The 25,433-nt window shown below is 59.3% G+C and carries 24 protein-coding genes; 10 read left to right on the top strand and 14 right to left on the bottom strand.

The genetic code is table 11. The features are described 5' to 3' along the window. On the top strand, positions 1–2,077 hold a 2,077-nt coding region (locus tag B3187_RS08720), incomplete at its 5' end, for a TonB-dependent receptor (protein WP_286805819.1). 157 nt (positions 2,078–2,234) lie between these two features. Here B3187_RS08720 and rsmI read toward each other — a convergent pair. Then, a complete protein-coding gene (gene rsmI, locus B3187_RS08725) occupies positions 2,235–3,125 on the bottom strand; it encodes a 16S rRNA (cytidine(1402)-2'-O)-methyltransferase (RefSeq protein WP_286805820.1) in 891 nt (296 codons plus the stop codon). A gap of 61 nt (positions 3,126–3,186) precedes the next feature. On the opposite strand from rsmI, the gene B3187_RS08730 reads away from it, so the two are divergent. From B3187_RS08730 to B3187_RS08760, 7 genes are all read left to right on the top strand, one after another. After that, a complete protein-coding gene (locus tag B3187_RS08730) occupies positions 3,187–5,109 on the top strand; it encodes a penicillin-binding protein activator (protein WP_286805821.1) in 1,923 nt (640 codons plus the stop codon). After that, entirely contained in the window at positions 5,081–5,461 is a 381-nt protein-coding gene (locus B3187_RS08735; RefSeq protein WP_286805854.1) for a YraN family protein, read from the top strand. Before B3187_RS08730 ends, B3187_RS08735 begins: the two co-directional genes overlap by 29 nt. A 27-nt stretch (positions 5,462–5,488) precedes the next feature. Then, a complete protein-coding gene (locus B3187_RS08740) occupies positions 5,489–6,076 on the top strand; it encodes an SIS domain-containing protein (RefSeq protein WP_024460839.1) in 588 nt (195 codons plus the stop codon). Then, on the top strand, positions 6,076–6,663 hold the full coding sequence (locus B3187_RS08745) for a BON domain-containing protein (RefSeq protein WP_286805823.1): 588 nt from the start codon (positions 6,076–6,078) through the stop codon (positions 6,661–6,663). The genes B3187_RS08740 and B3187_RS08745 overlap by 1 nt, the downstream gene beginning before the upstream one ends. A gap of 59 nt (positions 6,664–6,722) precedes the next feature. After that, positions 6,723–7,322 (top strand): LemA family protein, encoded by a 600-nt coding sequence (locus B3187_RS08750; protein WP_286805825.1) that lies wholly within the window; start codon positions 6,723–6,725, stop codon positions 7,320–7,322. 17 nt (positions 7,323–7,339) lie between these two features. Beyond that, entirely contained in the window at positions 7,340–9,241 is a 1,902-nt protein-coding gene (locus tag B3187_RS08755) for a M48 family metallopeptidase (RefSeq protein WP_286805826.1), read from the top strand. Positions 9,242–9,342: 101 nt separating this feature from the next. Beyond that, complete coding sequence (locus B3187_RS08760) at positions 9,343–10,620, top strand: aminotransferase class I/II-fold pyridoxal phosphate-dependent enzyme (RefSeq protein WP_286805828.1); 1,278 nt, start codon at positions 9,343–9,345, stop codon at positions 10,618–10,620. Between the two features lie 147 nt (positions 10,621–10,767). Here B3187_RS08760 and B3187_RS08765 read toward each other — a convergent pair whose 3' ends face one another. After that, entirely contained in the window at positions 10,768–11,193 is a 426-nt protein-coding gene (locus B3187_RS08765; RefSeq protein WP_123637935.1) for an ExbD/TolR family protein, read from the bottom strand. 199 nt (positions 11,194–11,392) lie between these two features. Then, positions 11,393–12,451 (bottom strand): DNA polymerase IV, encoded by a 1,059-nt coding sequence (gene dinB / locus B3187_RS08770; protein ID WP_286805829.1) that lies wholly within the window; start codon positions 12,449–12,451, stop codon positions 11,393–11,395. A gap of 308 nt (positions 12,452–12,759) precedes the next feature. On the opposite strand from dinB, the gene B3187_RS08775 reads away from it, so the two are divergent. Then, entirely contained in the window at positions 12,760–13,575 is an 816-nt protein-coding gene (locus B3187_RS08775) for a hypothetical protein (RefSeq protein ID WP_286805831.1), read from the top strand. 65 nt (positions 13,576–13,640) lie between these two features. Here the strand turns inward: B3187_RS08775 and B3187_RS08780 are convergent, their stop codons facing one another. From B3187_RS08780 to B3187_RS08790, 3 genes are all read right to left on the bottom strand, one after another. Then, complete coding sequence (locus tag B3187_RS08780) at positions 13,641–14,393, bottom strand: hypothetical protein (protein WP_286805833.1); 753 nt, start codon at positions 14,391–14,393, stop codon at positions 13,641–13,643. After that, positions 14,365–15,042 (bottom strand): flagellar brake protein, encoded by a 678-nt coding sequence (locus tag B3187_RS08785; protein WP_286805835.1) that lies wholly within the window; start codon positions 15,040–15,042, stop codon positions 14,365–14,367. Before B3187_RS08785 ends, B3187_RS08780 begins: the two co-directional genes overlap by 29 nt. 85 nt (positions 15,043–15,127) lie before the next feature. Then, on the bottom strand, positions 15,128–15,772 hold the full coding sequence (locus B3187_RS08790) for a cyclic nucleotide-binding domain-containing protein (protein WP_286805836.1): 645 nt from the start codon (positions 15,770–15,772) through the stop codon (positions 15,128–15,130). Between the two features lie 308 nt (positions 15,773–16,080). Between B3187_RS08790 and B3187_RS08795 the strand changes: the two genes are divergently transcribed. Beyond that, positions 16,081–17,232 carry a TonB family protein gene (locus tag B3187_RS08795; protein ID WP_286805837.1) on the top strand — a complete coding sequence of 384 codons (1,152 nt, stop codon included), beginning with the start codon at positions 16,081–16,083 and terminating at the stop codon, positions 17,230–17,232. A gap of 76 nt (positions 17,233–17,308) precedes the next feature. On the opposite strand, the gene B3187_RS08800 is transcribed toward B3187_RS08795, so the two are convergent. From B3187_RS08800 to B3187_RS08835, 8 genes are all read right to left on the bottom strand, one after another. Then, entirely contained in the window at positions 17,309–18,892 is a 1,584-nt protein-coding gene (locus B3187_RS08800; RefSeq protein ID WP_286805838.1) for a peptide chain release factor 3, read from the bottom strand. Positions 18,893–18,992: 100 nt separating this feature from the next. Further along, positions 18,993–19,892, bottom strand: a complete 900-nt coding sequence (locus B3187_RS08805) for a nucleotidyl transferase AbiEii/AbiGii toxin family protein (protein WP_286805839.1) — start codon at positions 19,890–19,892, stop codon at positions 18,993–18,995. Then, on the bottom strand, positions 19,889–20,659 hold the full coding sequence (locus tag B3187_RS08810) for a type IV toxin-antitoxin system AbiEi family antitoxin (protein WP_286805840.1): 771 nt from the start codon (positions 20,657–20,659) through the stop codon (positions 19,889–19,891). The genes B3187_RS08805 and B3187_RS08810 overlap by 4 nt, the downstream gene beginning before the upstream one ends. Positions 20,660–20,825: 166 nt before the next feature. Beyond that, entirely contained in the window at positions 20,826–21,347 is a 522-nt protein-coding gene (locus tag B3187_RS08815; protein WP_238559217.1) for a response regulator transcription factor, read from the bottom strand. Then, positions 21,340–22,566, bottom strand: a complete 1,227-nt coding sequence (locus B3187_RS08820) for a sensor histidine kinase (protein WP_286805841.1) — start codon at positions 22,564–22,566, stop codon at positions 21,340–21,342. Before B3187_RS08820 ends, B3187_RS08815 begins: the two co-directional genes overlap by 8 nt. Beyond that, complete coding sequence (locus tag B3187_RS08825) at positions 22,553–23,950, bottom strand: MATE family efflux transporter (RefSeq protein ID WP_286805842.1); 1,398 nt, start codon at positions 23,948–23,950, stop codon at positions 22,553–22,555. The genes B3187_RS08820 and B3187_RS08825 overlap by 14 nt, the downstream gene beginning before the upstream one ends. 98 nt (positions 23,951–24,048) lie before the next feature. Then, positions 24,049–24,540, bottom strand: a complete 492-nt coding sequence (rimI, locus tag B3187_RS08830) for a ribosomal protein S18-alanine N-acetyltransferase (RefSeq protein ID WP_286805843.1) — start codon at positions 24,538–24,540, stop codon at positions 24,049–24,051. 14 nt (positions 24,541–24,554) lie between these two features. Continuing rightward, positions 24,555–25,328, bottom strand: a complete 774-nt coding sequence (locus tag B3187_RS08835; protein WP_286805844.1) for a hypothetical protein — start codon at positions 25,326–25,328, stop codon at positions 24,555–24,557. Between the last annotated feature and the right edge of the window lie 105 nt (positions 25,329–25,433).

Below are 25,433 nucleotides of genomic sequence, written 5' to 3' on the forward strand. Positions count from 1 at the left end.
GGCGCCATTTCTGGACATAGAGCGGGTCGAAGTTCTGCGCGGCCCACAGAGCATCCTGTTCGGCAAGAACAGTACGGCGGGCGCCATCAGTATCACGACGGCCCGCCCCACCGATGAGTTCTTCGCCAAAGTGACCGGCCTGTACGAGCCCGAACACAGCGAGCAGGACCTGCGCGCGGTCGTTTCCGGTCCACTGACCGATCAGCTCAGTGGCCGATTGGCCGTTCTGGATCGCAGCATCGATGGTCACTTCCACAACACCACCACCGGTCAGGATGAAACCCGGGAAGAAGATCAGGTGGTGCGCGGCACCCTGCTCTGGCAACCCAACAGCCAGTGGGATATTACCCTGAAACTTGAGGATGGCTCGTTCGATCAGGAGGGGCGCAACCTCGAGGTGGTCAACCCGGTGGAGCTGAATGTAGAGGGCGCAGTGCCCTACTCGGCCGTTCTGAGCCAACTGACCGGCGGCGCCTACACCCTGGATACCACCCAGGACTTCAACCGTCAGTCCAACGGCGATTTCAGTTACAACAACACCCGCAATGCCATGCTGGAGGTGGAGACCGAGCTGGGCGAGCACAGCCTGACCGCCGTGACCGGTTATACCACCTACGACTATGAAGAACTGTGCGATTGCGACTTCGTCGGCGTCCCGATGTTCAACATTCTGTCGAAAGAGGATTACAGCCAGGTCAGCCAGGAAATCCGCATTGCATCACCGGAATCCGGCCCCTTCAGCTATTTAGGTGGCCTGTTCTATCAAAGCAGCGATTTGGAATTCGACGATGAGATCGGCGTACCAACGACAAGCCTGCTACCGACGGCTCTCGCAGCAAGTTTCGCCGGCTCAGAGCCAGCGCCTCCATGGAATCCCTTTGCACTGAGTGGTGCAGCAAGCCAAAGAACTTTTGTGCAGGACAGCGATATTGCTGCCGCATTTTTTCAAGGCACGTATGAACTTACGAATGCAACCAGATTGATCTTTGGTGGCCGATACTCCCACGAAGACAAGTCCGCAAGCCGAAGACAATACCATACGGCACTGGATGAACAGAGCGGCCTTCCGGAGGAGGTACCGATTGGCTCTCCAATGGACGAGCTAAACGGGCTGTTTGGGCTGTTCAACATAGAGCCTTACGATACTTTGTCAGAGTCCCGGTCCGAGTCTAACTTTACACCGTCACTCACGTTGCAACATGACCTTAATGGCTCAGATACGATTTACGCCAGCTACACTACTGGCTTTAAATCCGGCGGATTCGATGTTCGATCAAACGCACATCCTGACCCGAACCTAAACAACGCCATTAACGTCAAGCTCCAGGCTCAAGGTTTGAGCCCTAGCATCACGGGGGTCTTTGAATTTGAGGATGAAGAGGTCAAGAACTATGAGCTCGGGGGCAAGTTCAACCTCGCCGACGGCCGGGCCGAGCTGAACGCGGCCCTGTTCTACACTGACTTCCAGGACCTGCAGACCAGCCAGTTTGACGGCGCCTTCAGCTTTAACGTCACCAATGCCGCCGAGGCCGCCATTCAGGGGCTGGAGCTGGACGGACGCTGGATGGCCACCAACGAACTGATGATCTCCGGTGGTCTGGCCTGGCTGGACTTCGAGTACGACGATTTCCCCACCGCCCAGTGCTACTTTGGCCAGGCGCCGGGACAGACCCAGTGCGACGCCAGCGGCGAAACCCGGGAATTCACCCCCGAATTTCAGGGCAACATCAGCGCCAATCACACCCTGGCGCTGAGCCGTGGACTGACCCTGAGCAGCACCCTGGACCTGATTTACAGCGACGAGTACTTGGCAACACCCACCCTGGACCCGCGCATGGTTCAGGGCAGCTACGTGAAAGTGAACGCCCGGGTGGCGCTGAGCGGCCAGGACGACCGCTGGGAAGTGGCGCTGATTGGCAAGAACCTGACCGATGAGGCCATTGTCAGCTACGCCAACGGTTTACCGGTAGCAACGGTGCTAACTGAAAATGAAAACGGCATTGGGACCGGCAGCGGTTATTACGCTTTCTATGAACGGCCGCGGAGTGTTGCGCTGCAGGGGACTTTGCGGTTTTGATGCTTTAAGCAAGCTGGGTTACGGCGGATGCGCGTGGGTTCGTTACGGCGGATGCGGCCTTCGGCCTTATCCGCCCTACGGCCGAGCGCAGCGGTACAAACCTGCGTAGGGCGGATAAGCGAAGCGCATCCGCCGTAACCACCCTCTCCCACTCAAACTACTTTTGCTCAAGCGCCCACTGATACAGGGCGTTTTTTTTCACCCCGGTAATCTTCGCCCCCATCGCGGCCGCCTGCTTGACCGGCAGTTCCTCCAGCAGAATGCCCATCACCCGCTCAGCTTCGGCATCCAGCGTACTGTCCGAACGGTTTGAAGCACCCGCCACCATCAGCACAATCTCCCCCCGCTGCTGATTGCTGTCCGCCCGAACGAACTCCACCAGCTCCGCCAAGGGTGCCAGCCGAATGGTCTCAAAGGTTTTGGTCAGCTCACGGGCAATCACCGCCTCACGGTCACCCCCCATCACCTCGGCCATGGCTTCCAGGCAGGCCAGCACCCGATGCGGCGCCTCGTAGAAAATCAGGGTGCGCGACTCGGCGGACAGTGCCTCCAGCCACTGGCGGCGGGCATTCGCCTTGGGCGGCGGGAACCCTTCGAAGGAAAAGCGATCTGAAGGAAGGCCTGACGCACTGAGCGCCGCGACCATGGCGCAGGCACCCGGTACCGGTACCACATTCAGGCCGCGCTCGCGCGCTGAACGCACCAGCCGATAGCCGGGATCTGACACCAGTGGCGTACCGGCATCGGAGATCAGCGCCACCGACTCCCCGGCGGCCACCCGATCCAGAATTTTTTCGGTGCGCTCACTATCACTGTGGTCGTGGTAAGCGATGCAGGGGGTGGATATGGAAAAATGTGACAGGAGTCGCGCACTATGGCGAGTATCCTCCGCCGCAATCAACGCCACTGATTGTAGAATTTCCACCGCACGGGGTACCATATCGGCCAAATTGCCAATAGGCGTGGCGACAACATACAGAACACCGGCCGCGGCGGTACTCGAACTGCCACTGGATGCCAGCGGATCTGATGTCGTGTTGGAGGTCATAAACGTGCCTTATCGTCTGGTTGCACTCACATCGTAAGCTGTATTAGTGGAGAACATCATCATGCAATACCGGGGATATTTGTGCACCCTGCTCGCGCTTTTGGTCTGGCTTCTGGCCAGTTGCAGCAGCACACCTCCGATGGAAACCCCGGCGGATGAGCCCCCCCTGTCCCGGGAGGCGATTGAAGCCCGCGTCAAAACACTAGTGGATCAGGCCCGCGCCAGCCAGTCGCCCGAACGCGAAGGTTATCTGCTGGAAGCCGCCAACCTGCTGGTCGAACAACAGGAGTACGACTGGGCCCGCAACCTGCTGACCTCCATTGATAGCCGCCAACTGGATACCCGCGGATTTTTGCTGCACACCGAGCTGTTGGGCTCAGTGGCACTGAATGAAGGGTCTTACTATCTGGCCGAACGCATTCTAACCAACCCCCGCCTTGAACAACAGTGGCAGACCATGGCGCCGGAGCGCGAGCTCGCGCTGCGTGAGTTGCGCGCCCATTTGTACCAGCGCACCGGCGATGTCATCGCCAGCGTCAATGAACGCATGCTCATGGACTCACTCCTCAGCCCCGAGGAACCGGCGAGCGCCGAGAACCGGGAACAGCTCTGGCAGAGCCTGATGTCCCTGTCTCTGGTGGAGTTGGAACAGGCCATCAGTGGTGAGAGCCAGACACCGCTGCGCGGTTGGCTCGAACTGGCCGCGATCAGTAAAGACAATCAGGCCAATCTTGAACGGCAGCAAGCCCAGGTGGATCAATGGCAGAGCGCCTGGCCCAACCATCCGGCCAGCAATAACTTGCCCAACGATCTGCAACTGCTACGCCGACTGATTGAACAACAGCCCCGGCAGGTCGCGCTGCTGCTCCCCGAGGAAGGCACCCTGGCCCGAGCCGCTGATGCCGTTCGCGACGGTTTCCTCAGCGCCTACTATCGAGCCGGACATGAGCAGAGCCGGCGCCCCCAGATACGCCAATACAACACTAGCGCCAGCGATGACATTCTGGCGCTGTACGAACAGGCCATGGCCGAAGGTGCCGATCTGGTCATCGGCCCACTGGATAAGGACAAGGTCCGGCAACTGCATGAACAGGATCTGCTGCCTATTCCCGTGCTGACCCTCAATTACGTTGACAGCACTCTGAATGAAGAGCGGCCCGAAGCGCCCGAGGGCCTGTATCAGTTTGGCCTCGCCTCGGAGGACGAGGCCCGTCAGGTGGCCCGTCGCGCCTATCAGGAAGGCCACCGCAACGCCATGATCCTCGCTCCGGACCGCAACTGGAGTGCGCGCAGCGCCCAGGCCTTCACCCGGGAGTGGCAAGCGCTGGGCGGCGAAGTCTCGATCGACAGCCAGTTTCCCGGCAGCGGTGATTATTCCCGGATCATTCAGCAGGCGCTGTTGATTGATCAGAGCCAGGCCCGCCGACAGACCCTGACCCGCCTGCTCGGCAGCGCCCTGGAATTTGAGCCACGGCGGCGCCAGGACCTGGACATGATTTTCCTGATGGCCGATCCCGAGCAGGGCCGTCAGATACGGCCGACCCTGGCATTCCACTACGCCGGCGATCTGCCGGTGTACGCCACCAGTCACATCTACACCGGCGAGCGGGACACCAAAAGCAATCGGGACCTGAACGGAGTACGTTTCAACACCCTGCCCTGGCTGCTCAACGGCGAGTTCGAAGAGAAAGCCACGCTGGCCGAACACAGTCGGGAGGCGGCCATTTACAGCCGTCTGCACGCGCTGGGTGTGGACGCCTACCGGCTCTACCCGCGCCTGCCCCAGTTGGAACAGATCGAGGATGCCCGACTCTACGGCGCCACCGGCGCGCTGCGCATGCGCGCCGGTGGCCGGATTGAGCGGGAGCTGGTCTGGGCCCAATTTCAGGGGGGAGAAGCCCGGCCCATGGCCGCCGCTACCCCACGTGACAACGCGCTTCAGGAGGAATTGCGTGATGACTTACAACCGCCCGGCGAGCGCTGAGGCCGGAAAAGCCGCCGAACAGGAAGCCGAACGTTATCTGGCGGCACAGGGGTTGACGGTCCGGGACCGAAACTACCGCTGCAAAGCCGGAGAGATTGATCTGGTCATGGCCGATGGCAATGCGCTGGTCTTTGTTGAAGTTCGACTGCGCCGCCATAACGGCTTTGCCTCGGCAGCCGAAACCGTGGATTTTCGCAAGCAGCAAAAGCTGATTCGCGCCGCGCAGCACTATCTGCAGCGCACCGGACTGACCGATCGGGTCGCCTGTCGTTTCGATGTGGTGGCGTTCGATCCGCGCCGCGCTGCCGGCGCCCCAATAACCTGGCTCAAAGACGCGTTCAGCGCAATTTGAGCCCGTCACTCGAAAACGGGACATCCTATGGAACAACGGGTCATCACCCTGTTTCACGAAAGCATTGAGGCCACCATGCAGACCGGTGAAAGCCTCGCCCCACAGATTGTTCACGCCAGTGAAGTGATGGTCGAAGCGCTGCTCAACGGCCACAAGATCCTCACCTGCGGTAACGGGGTCTCCGCCGCTCAGGCGCAGATTCTCACCAGCAGTCTGGTACACCGGTTCGAGCAGGAGCGGCCCAGCCTGCCGGCGCTGAATCTGGGCGCCGACATGATCACCCAGACCGCCATTGCCGCCGACGGTGGCGGCAATGACGTCTACGCCAAACCCCTGCGAGCTCTCGGGCAGGATGGCGACGTACTGGTGCTGATCACCAGCACCGGAAACGCCGGCAGCCTGTTGCAGGCCATCAGCGCCGCCCACGACCGCAACATTCGGGTAATCGCACTCACGGGCGGCGACGGTGGCGACGCCGCCGCCCTGCTCGACCACCGGGACATCGAACTGCGCGCGGCCCTGCCCTCGGCGATACGCATTCACGAAGTGCACCTGCTGACGATTTTCTGTTTGTGTGATTTGATCGATCAACATTTATTCGGAGGATTCCACTGATGGCTCGTCCACGCTTTTTGGGATTGCCCGCCGTTCTGTTGACCGCACTGCTATCGGTGCTCGGAGGCTGCACTACCATTGTCGATGCCACTACCAGCGAGCCCATCCAGTTAAACCCCGGGAAACGCTCGCTGGGCATGCGCATTGACGACTCCCAAATCGAGACCATTGCCAGCGTCAACATCAACAAAACCCACCAACGCCTGGACGATTCCCCTATCGACGTGCACAGCTACAACGCCGTGGTATTGCTGGTGGGTCAGGTACCCAACGCCGAGCTGCGCAGCCTGGCCGGCAAAACCGTGGATGCCATCCACAGCGTCCGGCAGGTGCACAACGAGCTGGAAGTCGACGCGCCGATCTCCTTCATGACCCGAAGCCACGACAACTGGCTGACCACCAAAGTCAAAACCAAGCTGTATGCCAGTCGCGATGTCGAGGGCGGCCGGGTCAAGGTGATCACCGAAAACGCCAGTGTGTACCTGATGGGTCTGGTGTCCCGGGCCGAGGCCGATCGAATCACCGATATTGTCAGCCGCACTGGCGGTGTGGAGCGAGTCGTGCGAGTATTTGAATACATTGACTGAGGCGCCGGTCACCCCGGCGCCTGAATAATAATTTCATCCCCGGTAAAAGGATTCGCGTTATGGACGTTTCAACCATCGTTGTTCTGGTACTGATCGGCGCGCTGGTGTTCTACCTGATCAGCGTTTACAACCGCCTGGTCGCACTGAAAAACCGATTTCAAAATGCCTTTGCCCAGATTGAAGTACAGCTCAAACGCCGCTACGACCTGATCCCCAACCTGGTCGAAACCGCCAAGGCCTACCTCTCCCATGAACGGGAGACCCTCGAAGCCGTAACCCAGGCACGCAACCAGGCCCTCGTCGGTCTCAACGCCGCCCGCAGCGCGCCCGGCGACCCACAGGCCATGGCACAACTGAGCGGCGCCGAAAACAGTCTGGCGGGGGCACTGGGCCGCCTGAACATGGTCATGGAAGCCTACCCCGATCTGAAAGCGTCCCAGAACATGATGCAGCTCAATGAGGAGCTCACCAGCACCGAAAACAAAGTCGCGTTCGCCCGCCAGGCGTTCAACGACTCGGTCATGACCTACAACACCTATAAGCAGAGCTTCCCACCGGTCATTCTCGCCAGACACCTCGGCCATCGTGAGGATGCCGCGTTGCTGGAGTTTGACGACAGCGAAGCCATTCAGGCCGCCCCCAAAGTCTCGTTCAAATAAGCCCCGGCCGCCCCGGTATGGATTTTTTTGAACACCAGGAGCTGGCTCGCCGCAACACCCGTCGCCTGGTGGTGTTAATGACGCTGGCGGTACTGAGCATCATTGCCCTCACCACGTTGGTATTCGTGGTCGCCAGCGTCGGTTTGACCTCGGTGCAAACGGCCGGCGGTGGCGGCTACTGGCGACGCCTGCTCGAACAAGTGGGTTGGCAACCCATCGCCTGGATTTCTCTGATGGTCGGCTTGCTGGTTCTGGTCGGCAGTGGCTTCAAATGGTTGCAGTTGCGCGCGGGTGGGCAGGCCGTGGCCGAGGCCCTGGGCGGCCAACTGATTCCCGGCAACAGCCAGGAACTGCCCCGGCGACAACTGCTGAATATTGTCGAGGAAATGGCCATTGCCTCCGGCACACCGGTTCCCCCGGTGTACGAGCTGAATGAAGCCGGCATCAACGCGTTCGCTGCGGGCCACGGCCCTCACGACGCGGTCATTGGGGTCACCCGTGGCGCCATGGAGCAGCTTTCCCGGGATGAATTGCAGGGAGTAATTGCGCACGAGTTCAGTCACATCCTGCATGGCGATATGCGCCTGAACCTGCGCCTGGTGGCGGTGCTGAACGGCCTGCTTCTGATCGGTCTGCTCGGCCATATTCTGGCGCGCAGCGGTGCCCGCCGAGGACTGCGTCGCCGCTCCAATCAGGGCAATGTCGCATTGATCGGACTGGGACTGATCATCCTCGGCGCTGTCGGCACCTTCTTCGGTAACTGGATCAAGGCGGCGGTGAGTCGTCAGCGGGAGTTCCTGGCAGACGCCTCGGCGGTTCAGTACACCCGCAATCCCGAGGGCATCGGCGGCGCCCTGATCAGAATCGGCCACTCCCCGGACGGCTCACAACTGTCGGCCAGTGACGCCAATGAATTCAGCCACATGTACTTCGAAGAAGGCGTCAAGGCACGACTGAGCGGCCTGATGGCCACCCACCCACCGCTGGAAGACCGGATTCGCCGGGTACTGCCCGGCTGGCAGGGGGACTTCACCCCGCTGAGTCAGCCCGACAGTACAGCGGCAGCGCAAACGTCCGAATCCGCTTCGACCACCGGGCGAGAAGAGACGGCCCGAGCCATGGCGGCGGCGGTTGCGGTGGCCAGCAGCGCGGGGCATCACACGGGTGAGATCAGTCCTAAGGCGATTGAACAGGCAAAGGCCACCCTCGAGACACTACCCCAGACCTTGCGCGAGGCCGCCCGGGACCCCTTCAGCGCCCGGGGATTACTTTGGGGACTCCAGTTGAATTCCGATGCGAATTCGCGCGCATCCGAGTGGAGCTACCTCGCGGAACAACTGAAGGAAACCGAGCTGAACGCGCTGCGTTCGGTGATGACTCAGAGCGCGGAACTGCCGGACGGTTTGCGCCTACCGGCGATTGAGCTGGCCCTGCCCTCGCTCAATGAATTCTCCGATCAACAGCGTCGGGACTTTCTCGCCATTTTGAGCGGTCTGGCGAAAGCCGACGGTCGAGTACAACTGAGCGAATGGATCGTTTACCGGCTGGCACACACCCACCTGGTGGCACCGGTCCCCAAACGCCAGCGCCTCAAGCTGGCGTACTGCCAGGCTGAAGCCCGACTGCTGCTGTCGGTCGCTGCCTGGGCCGGTCGCACCCAACCGGCCCAGGCTTACCGGGCCGGCGCCTCCCGGCTGGGCCTGGAGAGCACACTGATGCCCACCGAGGACATCGGCTTCAATGGCCTCGACAGCGCCCTGGACAGATTGCGCCAACTGCGCCCGCTGGAAAAGCCCGAATTACTCAAAGCGCTGCGCGAATGCCTTCTCCAGGACCAGCGGGTCACACCGCGGGAAGCGGAGCTCTACCGCGCCGTGGCGGACGCACTGGACTGCCCGACCCCACCGCTCGAGGCATGAGCTTCAGCGGTCGTCCGCGGTTAACGACCATGCCCGGTTAAATCTTCACCCACCAAGGGTTATAATGCCCCTTTCGCCCACCAACCATTGAGGTAGACACCTTGCAACTGGATCAAGCGACACAGGAACAACTGCGCCAGTGGGAAACCGAACTGGCCGACGAGTATCAACGCATCGTCAACCAGAAACTCAACCTGGATCTGACCCGAGGCAAGCCCTCTCCGGAGCAGCTGAGCCTGTCCGATGCGCTGGATGGCATTCTCAAAGGTGACTACAAAGCCGCCGACGGCACCGACACACGCAACTACGGTGGCCTGGACGGCCTGCCCGAAGCCAAACAACTGGGCGCCAACCTGATGGGCGTCGATCCCGACGATGTGCTGGTCGGTGGCAACAGCAGCCTGACCCTGATGTTCCAGGTCATGCTGACCGCTCACCAGTTCGGCCTGACCGGCGCGGATAGCGCCTGGAAAAACGAGGGCAACGTGAAATTCCTTTGCCCGGTTCCCGGCTACGACCGTCACCATACGGTCTGTGAGCAGCTCGGCATTGACATGATTGCCGTGCCCATGACCGACGCCGGTCCGGATATGGACAAAGTAGAGGCGCTGGTCAAAGACGATCCGCGCATCAAGGGCATGTGGTGTGTTCCCAAATACTCCAACCCGACCGGTGTGGTGTACAGCGATGAAACCGTTGAGCGTATTGCCGCACTGGGTAAAATCGCGGGCCCGAACTTCCGGGTATTCTGGGACAACGCCTACGCCGTTCACGACCTGGTCGACAACCCACCGGAACTGGCCTGTGTGATGAAAGCCTGCGCCCAGCACGGTACAGAAGACTCGGTCATTCAGTTTGCTTCGACCTCAAAGATCACCCACGCCGGTGCCGGGGTCGCGTTCGTCAACGCCAGCCCCGCCAACCTGAAAGGGTTCAAGCAGTTTCTGGGAACCTGCACCATCGGTCCGGACAAGGTCAACCAGATTCGTCACAGCCGCTTCCTGCCCAACCGGGACGCCCTGATGAAGCACATGCAGGGTCATGCCGAACTGCTCAAGCCCCGCTTTGCGGCGGTACTGGATGCGCTGAACGAAGCCTTCGCAGAGAGCGATCTGGGCAACTGGCAGGAACCTCAAGGTGGCTATTTTGTGTCGTTTGACACTCGTCCCGGCTGTGCTCAGGACACCGTTCGTCTGGCGGCCGAGGCCGGAGTCAAGCTGACGCCCGCGGGCGCCACCTTCCCTTACGGCCAAGACCCCGAGGACCGCAATATCCGTATTGCGCCCTCAGTGCCCAGCGTCGAGGAAGTGAAAGGGGCGATGAAGGTGTTTGTGGTCTGCGTCAAACTGGCCTCGGTGCGCAAGCAACTCGCCAGCTAAAGAGTCGAAGACTGAGCAGAAGGCGCCCCACTGAGGGCGCCTGATCCGCCAGGCAGTTTTGGTCGAACACTCTCAGGGCCATCAGGCGGACATAAAAAAACCACCGATTTTGTCGGTGGTTTTTTTATGTCCGAAGAACAGGCGATCTTATCGAGCGCGCATTTCTTCCGGCATGGGCACAAGAACAATACTGGGCGCATTGGCGGCCCGAGCTGCATCCGCTACTGAGACATAAACGGACGCGTCGGCACGATCGTGGGTACGAATAATCACGGTAGCGTCCGGCAACTCCGCCCGCATCCGCTCAATGTTTGAACGAATTGCCCGGGTATCCACTCGACGGTTCTCCATCCACACCTGGTTATCCTGACGGATATCGACCACGATGTTGGGATCCGCATCTTCCGGCGGCGGCTGGTCATTCTCTTCGGGAACATTGGTGTCGAGGCCGATCTCTTTGACGAACGACGCCGTCACAATAAAGAAGATCAACATAATGAACACCACGTCCAACATGGGGGTCAAATCGATATCGTTACTATCATCACCGCTACGGCTCTTCTTTCTTCTCACCGCACTTACTCCCGTTCTTATCTGAAATCACTGGGTGTCTGAAATCACTGGGCGCCCTTGAGCCCCCCAGAAACAGACCCGAATACTAACAGCTTTTACCGCTGCATGACCATCGCTTTCTTGCCATTGTGGCCATCCCAGCGCCCGCTAATAGTCCTTTTTACACCTTGATGGGTGTAAAAATGCCCTAAAAATGCGGCTAAGAGAATAAATCAAGCTGGTAAAAAGCCTGATCTTCCCGTAAATCCACAAACCGCACCCCAACGCCGAGCAGCCTGACCGGTCGATCACCGCGCACAAACGCTTCCTCACACAACGCCCGGTAAGCCGCCTGATTGACATCGGTACCGGCCCGCTCAAGGGTTGTGGAGGTGAAATCCTCAAACTTCAGCTTCACGAACCGCTTGACCACCCGATAATCGCCATCAACCCGGCGCAACCGAAGGGCCAGAGACTGCAGCAGCCCTGGCAACTGCCCGAGGCAATGCTCGAGGTCGGGCAGGTCCTGGGCAAAGGTGTGCTCCACACTGAGGGACTTGCGACGCCGGCTGACCGTCACCGCCCGCTCGTCACGCCCGTGGCACAGGTGGTGCAGACGCACGCCGAAGGCCCCGAAGCGCTCACTGAGCTCAAACACATCAAAAGCCTGCAGGTCACCACAGGTGGCCACACCCATCTGCGACAGCTTCTGGGCCGTGGCCCGGCCGACACCCGGCACGCGCTCAACGGGCAACGCCCGAACGAACTCGTCTACCTGCGTCGGAGGCACCACGTACAAACCGTCGGGTTTGCGCCAATCACTGGCCACTTTGGCCAGAAATTTATTGGGTGCAACGCCGGCCGAGATGGTGATACCCAGCGCGTCATGAACCCGCTCGCGAATCGCCTCGGCAATCCGGGTGGCGCTACCCTGACAGTGTTCACTGTCGGTCACATCCAGATAGGCCTCATCCAGCGACAAAGGTTCCACTCGTTCGGAAAAATCGTAGAACACATGACGCATTTGCAGGGACGCTTCCCGATAGGCATCCATCCGATGCGGCACAATCAGCAAGTCCGGACACAAACGCTTGGCGTAAGCCGAGGCCATTGCGGAGCGAACACCGTACCGGCGCGCCTCATAATTACAGGTGGAGATCACGCCGCGCCGATCCGAGCTGCCCCCCACCGCAATCGGACGATGACGGAGACTCGGATCGTCCCGCATCTCGATTGCGGCAAAAAAGCAGTCCGCATCACAGTGAATAATTTTACGCACAAAGCGTGTCCCGACCTTGAATCATACCTGTGATTATATACAGAAAACGCACTCAAGGATAACGCCCGCAGTTCACTGACGAATCAGCGGCAAGCTTTCCGCCAAACTCAAAACCAACCGGTAAACACTTCAATCGACTGTTCAAAAAACCCGAAAACGGGTTTTTTTTACGAAAAAGCGGTTTATTTTCCTGATTTCGCAATAAAAAACTTGAATTTTCACCACAAAGTTTTAACTTATCACCTGTTTGTATTTTGCTTTTTATTCATCCTTCATTTTTTCTTCCAAAACAATAAGGGAAGCAAACCATGGCTGCACGCAAAAAAACGTCCGTTGACGCTGTTGCGCAACTGGAAAAAGAGCTCGCTCAGGTCAAAGCGCAACTGAGCAAAGCCCGCACTCAACAGGAAACCGATGCCCAGAAAACCGTAACAGCACTGACCAAGGAAGCCACCAAAGCGGCAACCAAAGTCAAGTCAGCCCGTGCCAAGCTGGCCACTGCGCGCAAGAAGAAAACCCCCGCCGCGGCCAAGCAGGCAGAAGCCGCCAAGGCCGCAGTGAACACGGCGAAGGCCGCTCACGATACGGTCAAGGCTGATCTGGCAGCCGCCAAGCAGACCCTGGCCGAAATCAAGGCCGCCAACAAACTGGCCAATGAGCACGACAAAGCCGTAGCGAAGGCCGAAGCCGCCATGGCCAAGGTTCAGCAGGCCGCCGCTCGTAAAGAAGCCGCTCGCGCCAAAGCCGCTGCCAAGAAAGCGGCCGCCAAAGCCAAGGCGAAAGCCAAAAAAGAAGCCGCCCGCGCCCGCGCCGCCGCCAAGAAACTGGCAGCACGGCAGAAAGTAGCGGCCAAGAAAGCCGCCGCCAAGGCCAAGGCAAAAGCCAAAAAGGCCGCCGCCAAAGCGAAGGCAGCCACCAAAAAGACCACCGCCAAGAAAAAAGCGGCGACCAAAAAGCCAGCGACCAAGAAAACCGCTGCGCGTAAGAGCACTGCCAAGAAGGCCGCCACCAAGAAAACCGGCACCCGCAAAACCGCGGCCAAAAAAACCACCGCTAAAAAAGCAGCGGCGAAAAAGGCTGGCGCCCGTCGCGGCCGTCCCGCCAAGGCAACCCCCAGCGCCTAAGCGCTAGTGGCGGTTCCACAAAAAAGGGTCCTCAGGGACCCTTTTTTGTGTCTGACCATTTTTATCTAGTCCCTTCGCGCCCTGATATCCAGCTCCAGTTCCCCTTGGTCGTCCTGGCGACAAGCCGCCCGATAAAACAGCGCCTCGCCATAATAACTCTCTGCATTGAAGTCGATCACATAGGTGAGCGGCGGATGGCTTTCCAGGTTTGGCTCCTGCCCCAACTCGGGCTCAGGGCGCTCGGTAGTCAGCCATTCCAGTGCCTGCATTCCGCCCACTCGCTGCTCCAGTGCCGCGACACACTCCTTCCAGAACGTCTCTCGCCGGGCAAACTCATCCTCCCACCACTGCAACCACTGTTGGCGCTCCTGCTCGGTCTGTTGCTTTTGCGCTTCCAGTGCGGCGAGCTCTCGGGCCTTCTCTTGTCGCTCCCGCTCACGCTGCTGAGCCAGCTCATACTCTTCCCGCAGTTGCTCGAAGGACACCAGGCCACCGGGACGGGTGTCATCCACTTTCATCAGGCTGGGGCCGTCGACCATCAGGCTGAAAGTCTGGCCCGATGGATTGCGGCACTTGAGGGTGAAGACGGGATGCTCGAGTGTGCTCCGTCCGAGATGACTGGTGCCCTCCAGCAGCTCTTCACAGCCCGGGGATTCCTCCACCAGGCGCGCAGCGTCATACAGACGGGGAAGATGTCGTAGATAGGATTTGGGCAGCCACAGCTGCTCCAGTTCAACCGACTGGACCGGAGCGGCCGCGCTCAGACACAGGCACAACGCCAGACCGGCGCTAAGGTGTGGGTAATTGATCCTGGGCAATTTTCGCATACACATAGGCGGCCAACAGCAAGCGGCGATCTTCATCTGCCTCAACGAATTCCAGCCCGTACACTACCGGGGTGTTCTGCTTGAGTTCCTGGGTACTGCGCTCAACCCGGGAGCGGATGACCGCTTCGAGGCGCAGGTCGCGATAGAGCCCGGCCACTTCAACCTGGGCGGTAATGGATACTTTATCTCCGATATCGCCCAGAATACGATCCAACTCCAGGCGCGCACCCGACAGGCTGATATCAACCACACGAGCGTCTACTTCAGAGGCCTCGAGGCTACTCTGATTGAGCACGACGACCGGCAATGCAATTTCCACACGGGTGGATTGTCGAATGCCTTTAAAGCCGACTTCCTCGGGGTAATCAAGGTGTAGCAGTGGGTAGGGATCCGTGGCCTGGCTCTCCACCGAGCAGGTAAAAACCCCGACCCCGTTCGCCACCATCATCCGGGCCACGACCTTCTGCCCTGGACGCAAGCGCAGAAAACGACCATTGACACGGGGCACGGACAGCAATAGCGCCCGCCCTGGCATGGCCCCCACAAAGCGGCACGGATAACGCTCGGACATCCCGGTACTGGTTTCGACCTGGACTTGAAGCGGGTAGCCCGGCCGAAGTTTCAAATCGTCAAAGGTCATAGTGGCCCTGAACAGAATACAATCGGACCCGGCCATTGGCCGCCGGGCGCGGAATAAACCTCATGATAGCAAATTTACCGGCCAACTAACGACGCGCTGCCCCAAATTCACCATTCCACTCCAGCAACAGGCGCGCCAGCGATTGCGCCTGGGCGTGCAGGGCCGAGAGCTCCTCGCGGGTGTCTTTGGGGCCAGTGTACAACCGGATCTGTCGATGGCGATTAGCAAAGCTGTGCTGCGGATTCTGGGCGCGGTACACCTCGAGCTTCCAGCGCAGGCTGTGCACGGTATTCCGGTAGTAGGCGAGTTTGGTGGCCAGGGTGATCGGCCGGTTGGACTCCAGGTTGGCAAACTCACTGAAGTCCGAGGCCAGTACAACCACTTGCCGGCACCCCGGTGAGGCAATGAGGGTCGCCGTGCGTTCATGGCCAATCAGCATGGCCAGGTCGCCGAACACTTCGCCCGGGGTAATCTGATTGATGGAGGGGCCTTCCACCTGCTCATTGGGGTATACGTCCAGCTGCCCTCTCAGCAGAAAATACAGCCACTGGTCCCGCTCACCGCGCTGCAGTACCTGTTCACCGGGTTCGTAGTAAGCGATATGGGCCCGATCCAGCAGAATTTCGAACTGCCAGTTGTCCTGCTGTTTGACGGTTTTGTAAAAAGGAATAGTGAGCAACCAACGTTCAACGGTATCTCGGGGAAATTTGTTGAGGGGTTTTATTTCCATAGTTGCCAAGTTCTCTGCCCCGGAGCGGTCAGTATATTGTTTATTATTCCCCCGGCCGGCTCCACCGCCCACAGGGGTTGCTCCGCATCATAGCCTTGTCCATTGACGTCTGACAACCGGCGCTGCTCCGTGTTGAGAAATCTGCACGGTTATGACCCAAAGGAATAGACCTGCCCCATTTTCGCCCAAATTCGTCCGACCCACACTGCCCATCGAATCAACATTTTATTGTATGATAGCTGGCTGATGCCCGACGAAGTGCGGAATTACGGGACGCACATAATAATGATGTGAATTGGGATTCGCTTATGTTCAAAGCCTCAGTAATGTCTGTCTTGCTCTCGTTTGCCTTGTACCTCGCCCCCTCGGCAATGGCGGCGTCAAGCCTGAACGGCCTGGCGTCTCATCAGGAACTGGGCAATGAAATGTTCATTGGTGCGCTCTATCTTGAGTCCAGAACTGATAGCGCTGACACGGCGCTCAACAGCCCCGGCGCCAAGCGCATGGAGCTGCGTATTACGGCCGACAATGGCATCCCGTCCCGGCGTTTCAGCCGGATGTGGATTGAAGGGGTCTCCATCAACAACAGCGGCAGCGCCCTCACAGCGCAGGCCGACAACATGGTGGCCTTCTCCAATCTGTTCCGGGGGCGTTTGCGCCAGAACGATGTGGTCACCATTGAGCTCAACCCCGGCACCGGTGTTGCGGTGGGTTTGAATGGCGTCGAGCTCGGCGTGATTGAGGATGAGCCCTTCTTCAACCTGCTGGCCCGCGCCTGGGTGGGCAATGTCCCCCTGTCATCGACCTTCCGGGACAACCTGCTCTCTCCGAGCGAGATCCCCGGTGACCTGCGTTCGCGCTTTGAAGCCATCGAGCCTTCAGCCGCACGGATAGAAACCGTGGCCCAGTGGAACCAGCCGGAACCGGAACCCGAACCCGAACCGTCGCCCGAACCGGAGTCCAGCGCGCCACCGGTCGCTGCAACCGCCCCGCTGGTGACTGCTCTGGACATGCCGAAGGCGTCCCTGGAGCCAGAACCGGAGCCCGAACCAGAGCCAGAACCCGAGCCACAGCCTGAACCGGCGCCCGAACCTGAACCCGAACCGGCGGTAGTCGCCGAAGAAGAGGAAGAGGATGACGAGCCGCTACTGACCGCCGAGTCTCTGCGGGCGCAACAGCTGTATTTCTCCAACCTGATGCGCAGCATCCTGCAAAACACAAGCTACCCTCGACGCGCCCTTCAGCGCGGACAGGAAGGGGAGATTCGCGTGGCAGTGGTGATCGATCGGGCGGGCGCCATCCAGAGCATGAATATGCTGGAAGAGTCGGAACACTCCCTGCTCAACCGGGAGGCCGAGCGGGCCATCCGGGAAGCAGCACCCTTCCCGGACGTGCCCGAGGTCATTCGCGGAGACGTGTACGAGTTCTCGGTACCCTTTACCTTCGTGGTCCCGGAGTAACAGAGCGAGACCTTCGCACCGATACGAAAACGGCGCCTACAGGCGCCGTTTTCGTATTCAGAACATGACCCGTTGATCAGTGCTCCCGTGTCGCCCGCAGGTTTACCTCGGGGTAGCGCTCCTCGGTCAGGGACAGGTTGACCCGGGTTGGCGCCAGATAGGTGAGGTAACCCCCCCCATCCAGGGCGAGGTTGTCCGCACACTTGCGCTTGAACTCCTCAAGCTTTTTCGGATCCTCACACTCCGCCCAACGCGCGGTGGCCACATTGACCGGCTCGTAGATGGCCTCGACCTTGTACTCGTCTTTCAACCGGTAAGCCACCACCTCGAACTGCAACACCCCAACCGCACCGACCACGATATCGTTGTTATTCAGCGGGAAAAACACCTGGGTAGACCCCTCTTCCGCCAACTGCTGCAGACCTTTCTGCAACTGCTTGGTTTTGAGCGGATCTTTCAGGCGGATGCGGCGGAACAGTTCCGGGGCAAAGTGCGGGATGCCGGTAAACTTCAGCGGTTCACCCTCCGTGAAGGTATCGCCAATCTGAATCGTACCGTGGTTGTGAAGCCCGATGATATCACCGGCAATGGCCTCATCCACCGCACTGCGGTCGCCAGCCATGAAGGTCACCGCATCGGCAATCTTCACATCCTTACCCAGGCGCACATGACGCATCTTCATGCCCTGGCGGTAGGTGCCCGAGCAGATGCGCATAAACGCAATACGGTCCCGGTGTTTCGGGTCCATGTTCGCCTGAATCTTGAACACAAAGCCCGACAGTTTTTCTTCGTTGGGCTGTACTTCCCGATAATGGGTCATGCGTGGCATGGGCTTGGGCGCCCAGTCCACAAAGTGATCCAGCATTTCGCGAACACCAAAGTTGCCCAGGGCGGTACCGAAAAACACCGGCGTCATACGCCCGGCCAGGTACTCCTCGACATCAAAGGGCGAGGTCGCGCCGCGCACAAACTCGATCTGCTCGCGAATATCCTCGGCATCATCACCCAGCAGCTCACTGGCTTCGGCGCTGTCCAGCCCCTGAATCTGAGTGTCAGCGGGAATGGTGTGTCCCTGACCTTTCTCGTACACGTGAATAGTGTCCGTGTACAGGTTATAAACGCCCTTGAAATCAACCCCCATACCCAGCGGCCAGTTGACCGGAGCGGCGGTGATGTTCAGAACCGACTCGATTTCATCCAGCAGGTCAACCGGGTCCCGGGCTTCCCGGTCCAGCTTGTTCACGAAAGACAGAATCGGGGTATCGCGCAACCGGCAGACATCCATCAGTTTGATGGTCCGGTCTTCCACACCCTTGGCCCCGTCCAGCACCATCAGCACCGAGTCCACGGCGGTGAGGGTGCGGTAGGTGTCTTCCGAGAAGTCTTCGTGCCCCGGGGTATCGAGCAGGTTGACGATGCGCTCCTTGTAGGGGAACTGCATCACCGAGGAGGTCACGGAAATGCCGCGCTCCTGCTCCATGGTCATCCAGTCCGACTTGGCATGGGGCCCTCGCTTACCTTTCACGGAGCCGGCCTGCTGAATCGCACTTCCGAACAGCAACAGCTTTTCAGTGATGGTGGTTTTACCGGCGTCCGGGTGGGAAATGATAGCAAAAGTCCTTCGCTTGTTGATTTCATTCAAAAAATTGCTATCAGCCATACCACTTTAAATCCTAATTTGTACCTAAATTTGTACCCAGCATCCCTTTTCAAGGGATGAGAGAGCCCGCCATTCTATCTGAGATCAGGGTCGCTCGAAATCAACGATCCAATATCTTTTCCAAAAGACGCAGTTGTTTTGCATACGCGCCTGGCCTGGTTTGCTTAAATCGCTCCAGATTGAAAAGCTTCCATTTCACTGATGGAAAATCTTGAAAGTTATAAATTGACCACTCAGGTTCCAACCGATTAAAACTACTTAAGAAAATCCTGTCTTTCTCACCGAGCGCCTCCCTGACCCTCTTAATTAGGCCTTGTCTGACCTGCTCATAATTTTCATAGGTGAATGCTAGCGCGCTCATTCCCTCGAACTGGTTTTCAAACGTTGCACGCTGATCCAGCAGGTTAGGATCAAGCATTTCATGAGTGGGACGGTTAGAACAGACCAACCCATACACCAGGCCTGGTCTAATTTCGTCGTTAAGCCCTTCATTTTCCAACAACAACTTGATATCAAAAAGATCCCTGGGATGCTGGCGGTCGAGTGCAGCGCATAACTTCCCACCGTAAAGCTGAGGTCGCGGCACCAGGCTCATTACACAAAAAGCATCAAATGTCTCTTGTGCCGCATTGCATAATGGTCGTTCTTCCGGTGCACCCAGCAGCCCCCGGCCAACCATGTTGACCTCTATTTTGATGAGCATCCCGCCTTCATCAAGTTGTAGCTTGCACGCATCAGAGCTGTGATGAACCCTCACCCTGGGGAGAAGCCTCTCTATTCTACCCTTGATACGCATAAGCGCTTTATTGATCGAGGCAAGCGCATGCTCGCGAGGGCTGATTTCCACATAGGTCAAGTCAATATCAACCGACAGCCTCGGCATATCACGCACAAACAGGTTTATCGCTGTACCTCCATGCATGGCAAAGCACGTCTCTTTAGCCACCTCTGGAAGCACGCTCAGTAATAATCCAACCTGTTTTCTATAAGTTTGATTCATATATATGCTGCCAACTCCCTTGGCACAGTAATTTGGTACTTTGGAATATAAACACCATCAGGCACAATTGCGCGTTTACCCGACCCCAAGTCCATTTTGTTCAAGTCGAGATAGCTCAACCAGTCATGACCAGCCTTTTCAGCCATATAGAGGAACAGGCGTTTCACCTTGATCGAATTGCAACCTTCCAGCAATTTTTGAACGCTCGCCGGGCGCAAATTATTAAGCCCTTCCATCAGCTCATAGACTTCAACAAGCGGTTGTGATTTAGGTGCCATATATAGGCATTCCATCACAGCTCGGGCCGGAGATGATATTTTGACCGTGAAACTCTTGTGCTCATGGTCCACCAGCCCTAGCTCCGGCGGCATAAATGCACTCCATTTGCAGTCAACGCTCACCCCCCAATCATGCTTTCTAAACCAAAGAGGCAGACTTTCGTTTGGCCCGCCAAAGAGAAGTGCTTTTTTAGTCAGAAGTTCGAGGTACTGCGATTTCCCCTGCATGGCGAGCGCCGTCTTCCCTGCCGGGTGAACAGACAGTTTAAGCTGAGATTGCAGGGCGTAAACTCCGCCCAGGTAATCCACTTGATCTCCACAGCGCGCCAATGCCCCGGTGCCTATGGAGTTAAACCACTGGCTTTTGCGGTACTGCTTTTGCAGCTCCGGGCTATAGCCCTGTTCGGTCAACCAGGCAGATAACAGCACGGTGCCTTTCGGCTGCGTACTCAACAGCGTGTTTAATTTTGAACCTCTAACGGTATTCATGGTACCAAAATACCGTAATTTTTAAACAAAAGCAATGAGATTGTTTATATTTTTCCTTTGAGCGGTACTTTGAATGCCTTAAAAATATTATTTTTAAACCTCCGGAACTTCAAAAACGCCCGAGTACATAATAAGCGCTCATTTCGGACCTGACTACGGTGCCTACTCAGAACGGAGAGTGCTTTTTCAACTTGCGCTGCAGAGTGCGCCGGTGCATGCCCAGGGCCCGGGCGGTGGAGGAAATGTTGCCATCGTGCTCCAGCAGTACCCGTTGCAGATGCTCCCATTCCAGCTCGGCGGGGGTGACGTGACGGCCTGAAAGCGGCTCGGTTTGTGCCACGTCGGTGCCTCTCAGCACCTTGAGGAGCTGGGCCAGGTCCACCGGCTTGGCCAGGTAGTTGGTGGCACCGCGCTTCATCGCTTCCACAGTGGTGGCGATGCTGGCGTAACCGGTGAGCACCACCAATTCACGGGGCTGAAAGCGCTGTTTGAGTTCCGCAATCAGGTCCAGCCCGGACCGCTCGCCCAACATCAGATCGAGCAGAATCGCATCCAGGGGCTCGGGATCACAGGCGAGCGCGTCCTCCGCATCGGCGCAGGCGCTCACCTCAAAGCCCTCGCGCCCCAGGCGGCGAGTCATCAGGTCGCGAAACAGCGCATCATCGTCAATCAGTAGCAGCCTAGTCACCGTCAGAACACTCCTGAATGGGCAATTCCAGCCGGGCTCGAGTGCTGCGATCGTCACCGGACCAGTACACCCGCCCGCCAAACCGCTCCATCGTGGCGTAGCTGACCAGCGCGCCCACGCCAAACCCGTCATCGCTGGGCAGACATTCGGCCCCCAGACGCGCCCGCTGCTCCGGTGTCAGAGGCCGGCCGGTGTTATCAATGTCGAGCCGCCACAGTCCCTCAGAGCAGTAACCACTCACCCGCACCGAACCGCCCGCATCCAGGGCATTGTTGAGCAGGCTCAGGATGGCCGGCATCAGCGTGCGATCGGCGCGCACACCAGAGCCTGCCACCCCTTTCATCTCTCCCCACGCCACAGGCTCGCCGGGGCGGGTGATACTCAGCAATTGGCGTACCGACTGCAGCAGTTGATCCAGTGGCAACGCTTGCAGACGCCGCGCGCGGACATCCTCGGCAATCAGCCGCCAGTCAGCCAATAATCCCTGAATACGCTCCAACTGCCGGCGGATCAACTGGCGTTCGGCATCCGTCTCCTGACGGTCCGCGGGCGCCAGAGTGAGTTCCATTTCATCCAACAGCAAACCGATCGACTGAACCGGTGTCGCCATTTCGTGGGTCAACTGGGCGGCGGCGGTTCCCACCGCCAGGAGTTGTTCATCGCGTAACTGGGTTTCCCGCAGCCGCTGCAGATCCAGATCCCGCAGGTGCAGTTGCCGGCGCAAATAGAGTAAGGTCAAAGCCAGCAGCAGGGCCGCAATCACAAAACCGGCCACCATGGCCTGAAAGTGTCCGCCCATGCCGTCGTGACCGAGGTGCGTATCGGACACCGCCACCAGTTGCACCAACTGCCCCGCAATACTCGCGATCAACAGCAGAGCCGCCCACCGCCAGGGCAGCAATAAAAACGCCAGCACCAGGGGAATCAACAACAGCGCGGCAAAGGGGTTGGTGGCGCCCCCGGTCAACCAGACCACCCCGTTCCAGAGCACAATATCGCATAGAAGATGGAGGCTGAGCCGCCGATGTTCGGCGCGGGGCCACGGCGAGTAAGCGACGAGCTGGACCGCCAGTGCAAAGCACCACAGACCCAGCCAGCCATCCACCGTCAGCGCCGTCCCGGACAGAACATCTTGACCGATGGGCACCAGCAATACGGCAATCAGAAGCCAGCGCGCCCACTGAAGATACTGCTCCGGGCTGCGTTCAGTGGGGGTCATGGCCCGCCTCCACCGAGACCAGCGCACGACGCCCACCTTCAGCCCGAACCTGCTGGACGTAACGACGCAGCCACTCCCAGGCCCAGAGCCCGACCAGGCAGTTCGCCAGCGCCGTGGCCATAAAGATGCCTTCCAGTCCCCAGATCCACTGGCCGAGAAAGGCCAGGGGCAGGAACACGTAGACCACCCGTCCCGCGGACAATGCCATCGCCGGCAGAGGGCGACCCAAGCCGTTAAAAGCGGCATTCACCGACATCACGATACCGTAGGCCCCGTAACTGAAGGGCACCACGGCCAGGTAGAAAGCAGCCACCCGCAAGACCTCAGCATGCTCGCTGAACAGGCTTGCCAACAACCCGCCAAACAGCCACAGAAAGACCGCGATCAAGAGCCCAAACCCGAGGCAGAATAACGAGAGTACCTTTACCGCCTCATTCAGACGGTGGTGTTGACCGGCCCCGAAATTCTGCCCGAAGAACGGACCGATAACACCGGACAGCGCGTAAAACACGATCAACATCAACGGCTCGATGCGCATGGCCACTCCCAGCCCGGCCACCGCATCGGTCCCGTAGCGGGCGACCATGACCGTCACCACCGCACTCGCCAACGGGACAATCACATTGGTGGCCATGGCGGGAACACCGACATGCACAATGGTTTTCCAGGAGCGCATCAGCGCCTGCCAGGCCACCCAGGGGTAGGTCAGCAGCCGAACCCGCACGGCGAGAATGTAAAAGGCCACCAGAAAGGTCAGTATGCGAGTGACGAGCGTCGCCAAGGCGGCACCCTGGAGCTCCAATGCGGGAAAGCCCCACAGTCCGAAAATCAGCAGCGGGTCCAGCGCGGCATTGAACAGCGCCGCCGCGCTCATCAGGTAACCCTGGATGTGGCTCATGCCCAGGGCACGCAGGGCCGACAGGCAGACCATGGGCACCATCAGAAACGGCGCGCTGATAAACCAGATGGACATGTAGTCGCGAATCAGGGGCAAGAGATCGGGCGTGGCGCCCAGAAGGCTGAACAGCGGGTCCATCAACAGCCAGCCGAGCAGGCACATGCTGGCCGATACCAGAAAGGTCAGACTGATCGCGTCGGTGGCCAGGCGCCGGGCATAGCTGGCGTCCCCTTCACCGATGGCACGGGAGATGGCCGACGAAGACCCCGCCCCCAGACCGATGCCCAGGCTGGTAATGATCATCACAATCGGGAAAGTAAAGCTCATCGCCGCCAGGGGCTGGTTGCCCAACTGCGCCACGTAGAAGGTATCCACCACATTGAACGACATGGTGGCCAGCAACCCCCAGACCATGGGAATGGCCAGGGTCCGCAGCTGGCCGGCCACGGAACCTTCGGTGAGCGTTGCAGTAAGCGGTCGTGACATAAACCCCACGGCGGCAGGCGGATTTAAAGCGGGACAGTATACCTGAGACGCCCAGGCATCGGGGAACGGTGGATGACGGCCTTCGGCCTTATGCCACCCTACAGCTGCCGCGCCAGAATCAACGCATCCTCCCGCCCCCGGGCGGTAGGGTAATAATTCGGCCGTTGCCCCAGCTCGAAAAACTGCTCCCGCTCATAGAACGCGATTGCCGAGTGATTGGACACCCGCACTTCAAGAAACACCATGCTGGCGAACGGCTTGACCTGCGCCAGCATCAGCTCCAGTAGCGCCTGCCCCACGCCCTGGCGCTGTCGATTCGGTGCGACCGCAATATTGAGCAGCTCGGCATCGCCCGCGGCCCAGGCCACCACCACAAACCCCACCAACTGCCCCTGATGCTCGGCGAGCCAGCAGTGATGACGACCGGTCAGGCAGTCGTCATAACTGGACCGTCGCCAGGGATGGCTCTGAACCTGCTTCTCAAGTGCCATGACCGCCTCGATATCGGCGGACGCCAAGGGTCGGAAAGTCAGCTCAAGACCGGTGGCAGTAGTCACGATGGAGAGCGAAGGGTGGGGAGTCGACGTCATGGTGGTCAAAGCGGTCAGCTCGCGGTCACGTCCATTGGCAACCAGGGCTGCAATGCCGTCCAGAGCGGCCGTTTCAGATCCGGGTTGCGCAGTATCTCCAACAGACTGGGTGCGACCAGCGTGGGCATGTCGAACGGCGGCAGGGACAGCGACTGCCAGAGGGCTTCATCGTACTGCCTATCTTCCGGCAACAGGAAGCGCGCGGCCGACTCCCCCATCAGCAACAGGTGGCGCACCGGCCGGTTGGCCAACTCGGTTTCCAGCCAGGTGCCCAGCTCGGCCCGCGCGTCCTCGCTGGTCAGACGCACCGCCTTGTGGTTGACCAGCGGCCAGGGCAGTACCTCTTCGCTGACCCGCTGCGTATCGTGGGGCGCCAGCGCCTGCAGCAGGTTGCGCAGCAGACGGTCCGTGGGCATGGCCGCGCGGGGCTGGCGGGCATCGACCACCAGTATTGGCAAGGGCGAACGCCAGATGCTGAGGGTAAAGGGCTCGATTCGCTCGGCGGGCGGCTCCGCAGCGGCGACTTTCTCCGGTTCCGGAGGCGCTTCCCGACGCGTCGGCTTGGCCGGTTCGCGCATATCGTTCAGGAAATCCGCCACCGGCCGCGGTGCCTCAGCGGACGCCCGCTCGTTCGCAGGTTCCCGAGCCACCGCAGGCGCGGCTGGCTGCGGCTCGACCACAGGCAGCTCGCAGGCCGTGGGCATCGGCGCATGCGGCATCAGCCAGCGCGGAACGTACTGTTCCATGCCCAGGGCGTCCAGATAAGCCTGTCGCTGATATTCATTCATAAAAAGAGGTCACAATGCCCGGCCAAATCAATCCGCCATTCTAGCAAACATCACCCACAATGTCGGGCTGGGGTTACGGCGGATGCGCTTCGCTTATCCGCCCTA

The organism is Marinimicrobium sp. UBA4209 (assembly GCF_002381585.1).
Taxonomy (GTDB): Bacteria; Pseudomonadota; Gammaproteobacteria; order Pseudomonadales; family Cellvibrionaceae; genus Marinimicrobium; species Marinimicrobium koreense.

Bases quoted from the DNA above. Each gene is read 5' to 3' on its own strand.
- B3187_RS08775 (WP_286805831.1), top strand. From the start codon at position 12,760: ATGGCTGCACGCAAAAAAACGTCCGTTGACGCTGTTGCGCAACTGGAA.
- B3187_RS08730 (WP_286805821.1), top strand. From the start codon at position 3,187: ATGCAATACCGGGGATATTTGTGCACCCTGCTCGCGCTTTTGGTCTGG.
- B3187_RS08755 (WP_286805826.1), top strand. From the start codon at position 7,340: ATGGATTTTTTTGAACACCAGGAGCTGGCTCGCCGCAACACCCGTCGC.
- rsmI (WP_286805820.1), bottom strand. From the start codon at position 3,125: ATGACCTCCAACACGACATCAGATCCGCTGGCATCCAGTGGCAGTTCG.
- B3187_RS08790 (WP_286805836.1), bottom strand. From the start codon at position 15,772: ATGGAAATAAAACCCCTCAACAAATTTCCCCGAGATACCGTTGAACGT.
- B3187_RS08785 (WP_286805835.1), bottom strand. From the start codon at position 15,042: ATGACCTTTGACGATTTGAAACTTCGGCCGGGCTACCCGCTTCAAGTC.
- B3187_RS08735 (WP_286805854.1), top strand. From the start codon at position 5,081: ATGACTTACAACCGCCCGGCGAGCGCTGAGGCCGGAAAAGCCGCCGAA.
- B3187_RS08800 (WP_286805838.1), bottom strand. From the start codon at position 18,892: ATGGCTGATAGCAATTTTTTGAATGAAATCAACAAGCGAAGGACTTTT.
- B3187_RS08835 (WP_286805844.1), bottom strand. From the start codon at position 25,328: ATGAATGAATATCAGCGACAGGCTTATCTGGACGCCCTGGGCATGGAA.
- B3187_RS08825 (WP_286805842.1), bottom strand. From the start codon at position 23,950: ATGTCACGACCGCTTACTGCAACGCTCACCGAAGGTTCCGTGGCCGGC.
- B3187_RS08740 (WP_024460839.1), top strand. From the start codon at position 5,489: ATGGAACAACGGGTCATCACCCTGTTTCACGAAAGCATTGAGGCCACC.
- B3187_RS08820 (WP_286805841.1), bottom strand. From the start codon at position 22,566: ATGACCCCCACTGAACGCAGCCCGGAGCAGTATCTTCAGTGGGCGCGC.
- rimI (WP_286805843.1), bottom strand. From the start codon at position 24,540: ATGACGTCGACTCCCCACCCTTCGCTCTCCATCGTGACTACTGCCACC.
- B3187_RS08750 (WP_286805825.1), top strand. From the start codon at position 6,723: ATGGACGTTTCAACCATCGTTGTTCTGGTACTGATCGGCGCGCTGGTG.
- B3187_RS08805 (WP_286805839.1), bottom strand. From the start codon at position 19,892: ATGAATCAAACTTATAGAAAACAGGTTGGATTATTACTGAGCGTGCTT.
- B3187_RS08745 (WP_286805823.1), top strand. From the start codon at position 6,076: ATGGCTCGTCCACGCTTTTTGGGATTGCCCGCCGTTCTGTTGACCGCA.
- B3187_RS08795 (WP_286805837.1), top strand. From the start codon at position 16,081: ATGTTCAAAGCCTCAGTAATGTCTGTCTTGCTCTCGTTTGCCTTGTAC.
- B3187_RS08810 (WP_286805840.1), bottom strand. From the start codon at position 20,659: ATGAATACCGTTAGAGGTTCAAAATTAAACACGCTGTTGAGTACGCAG.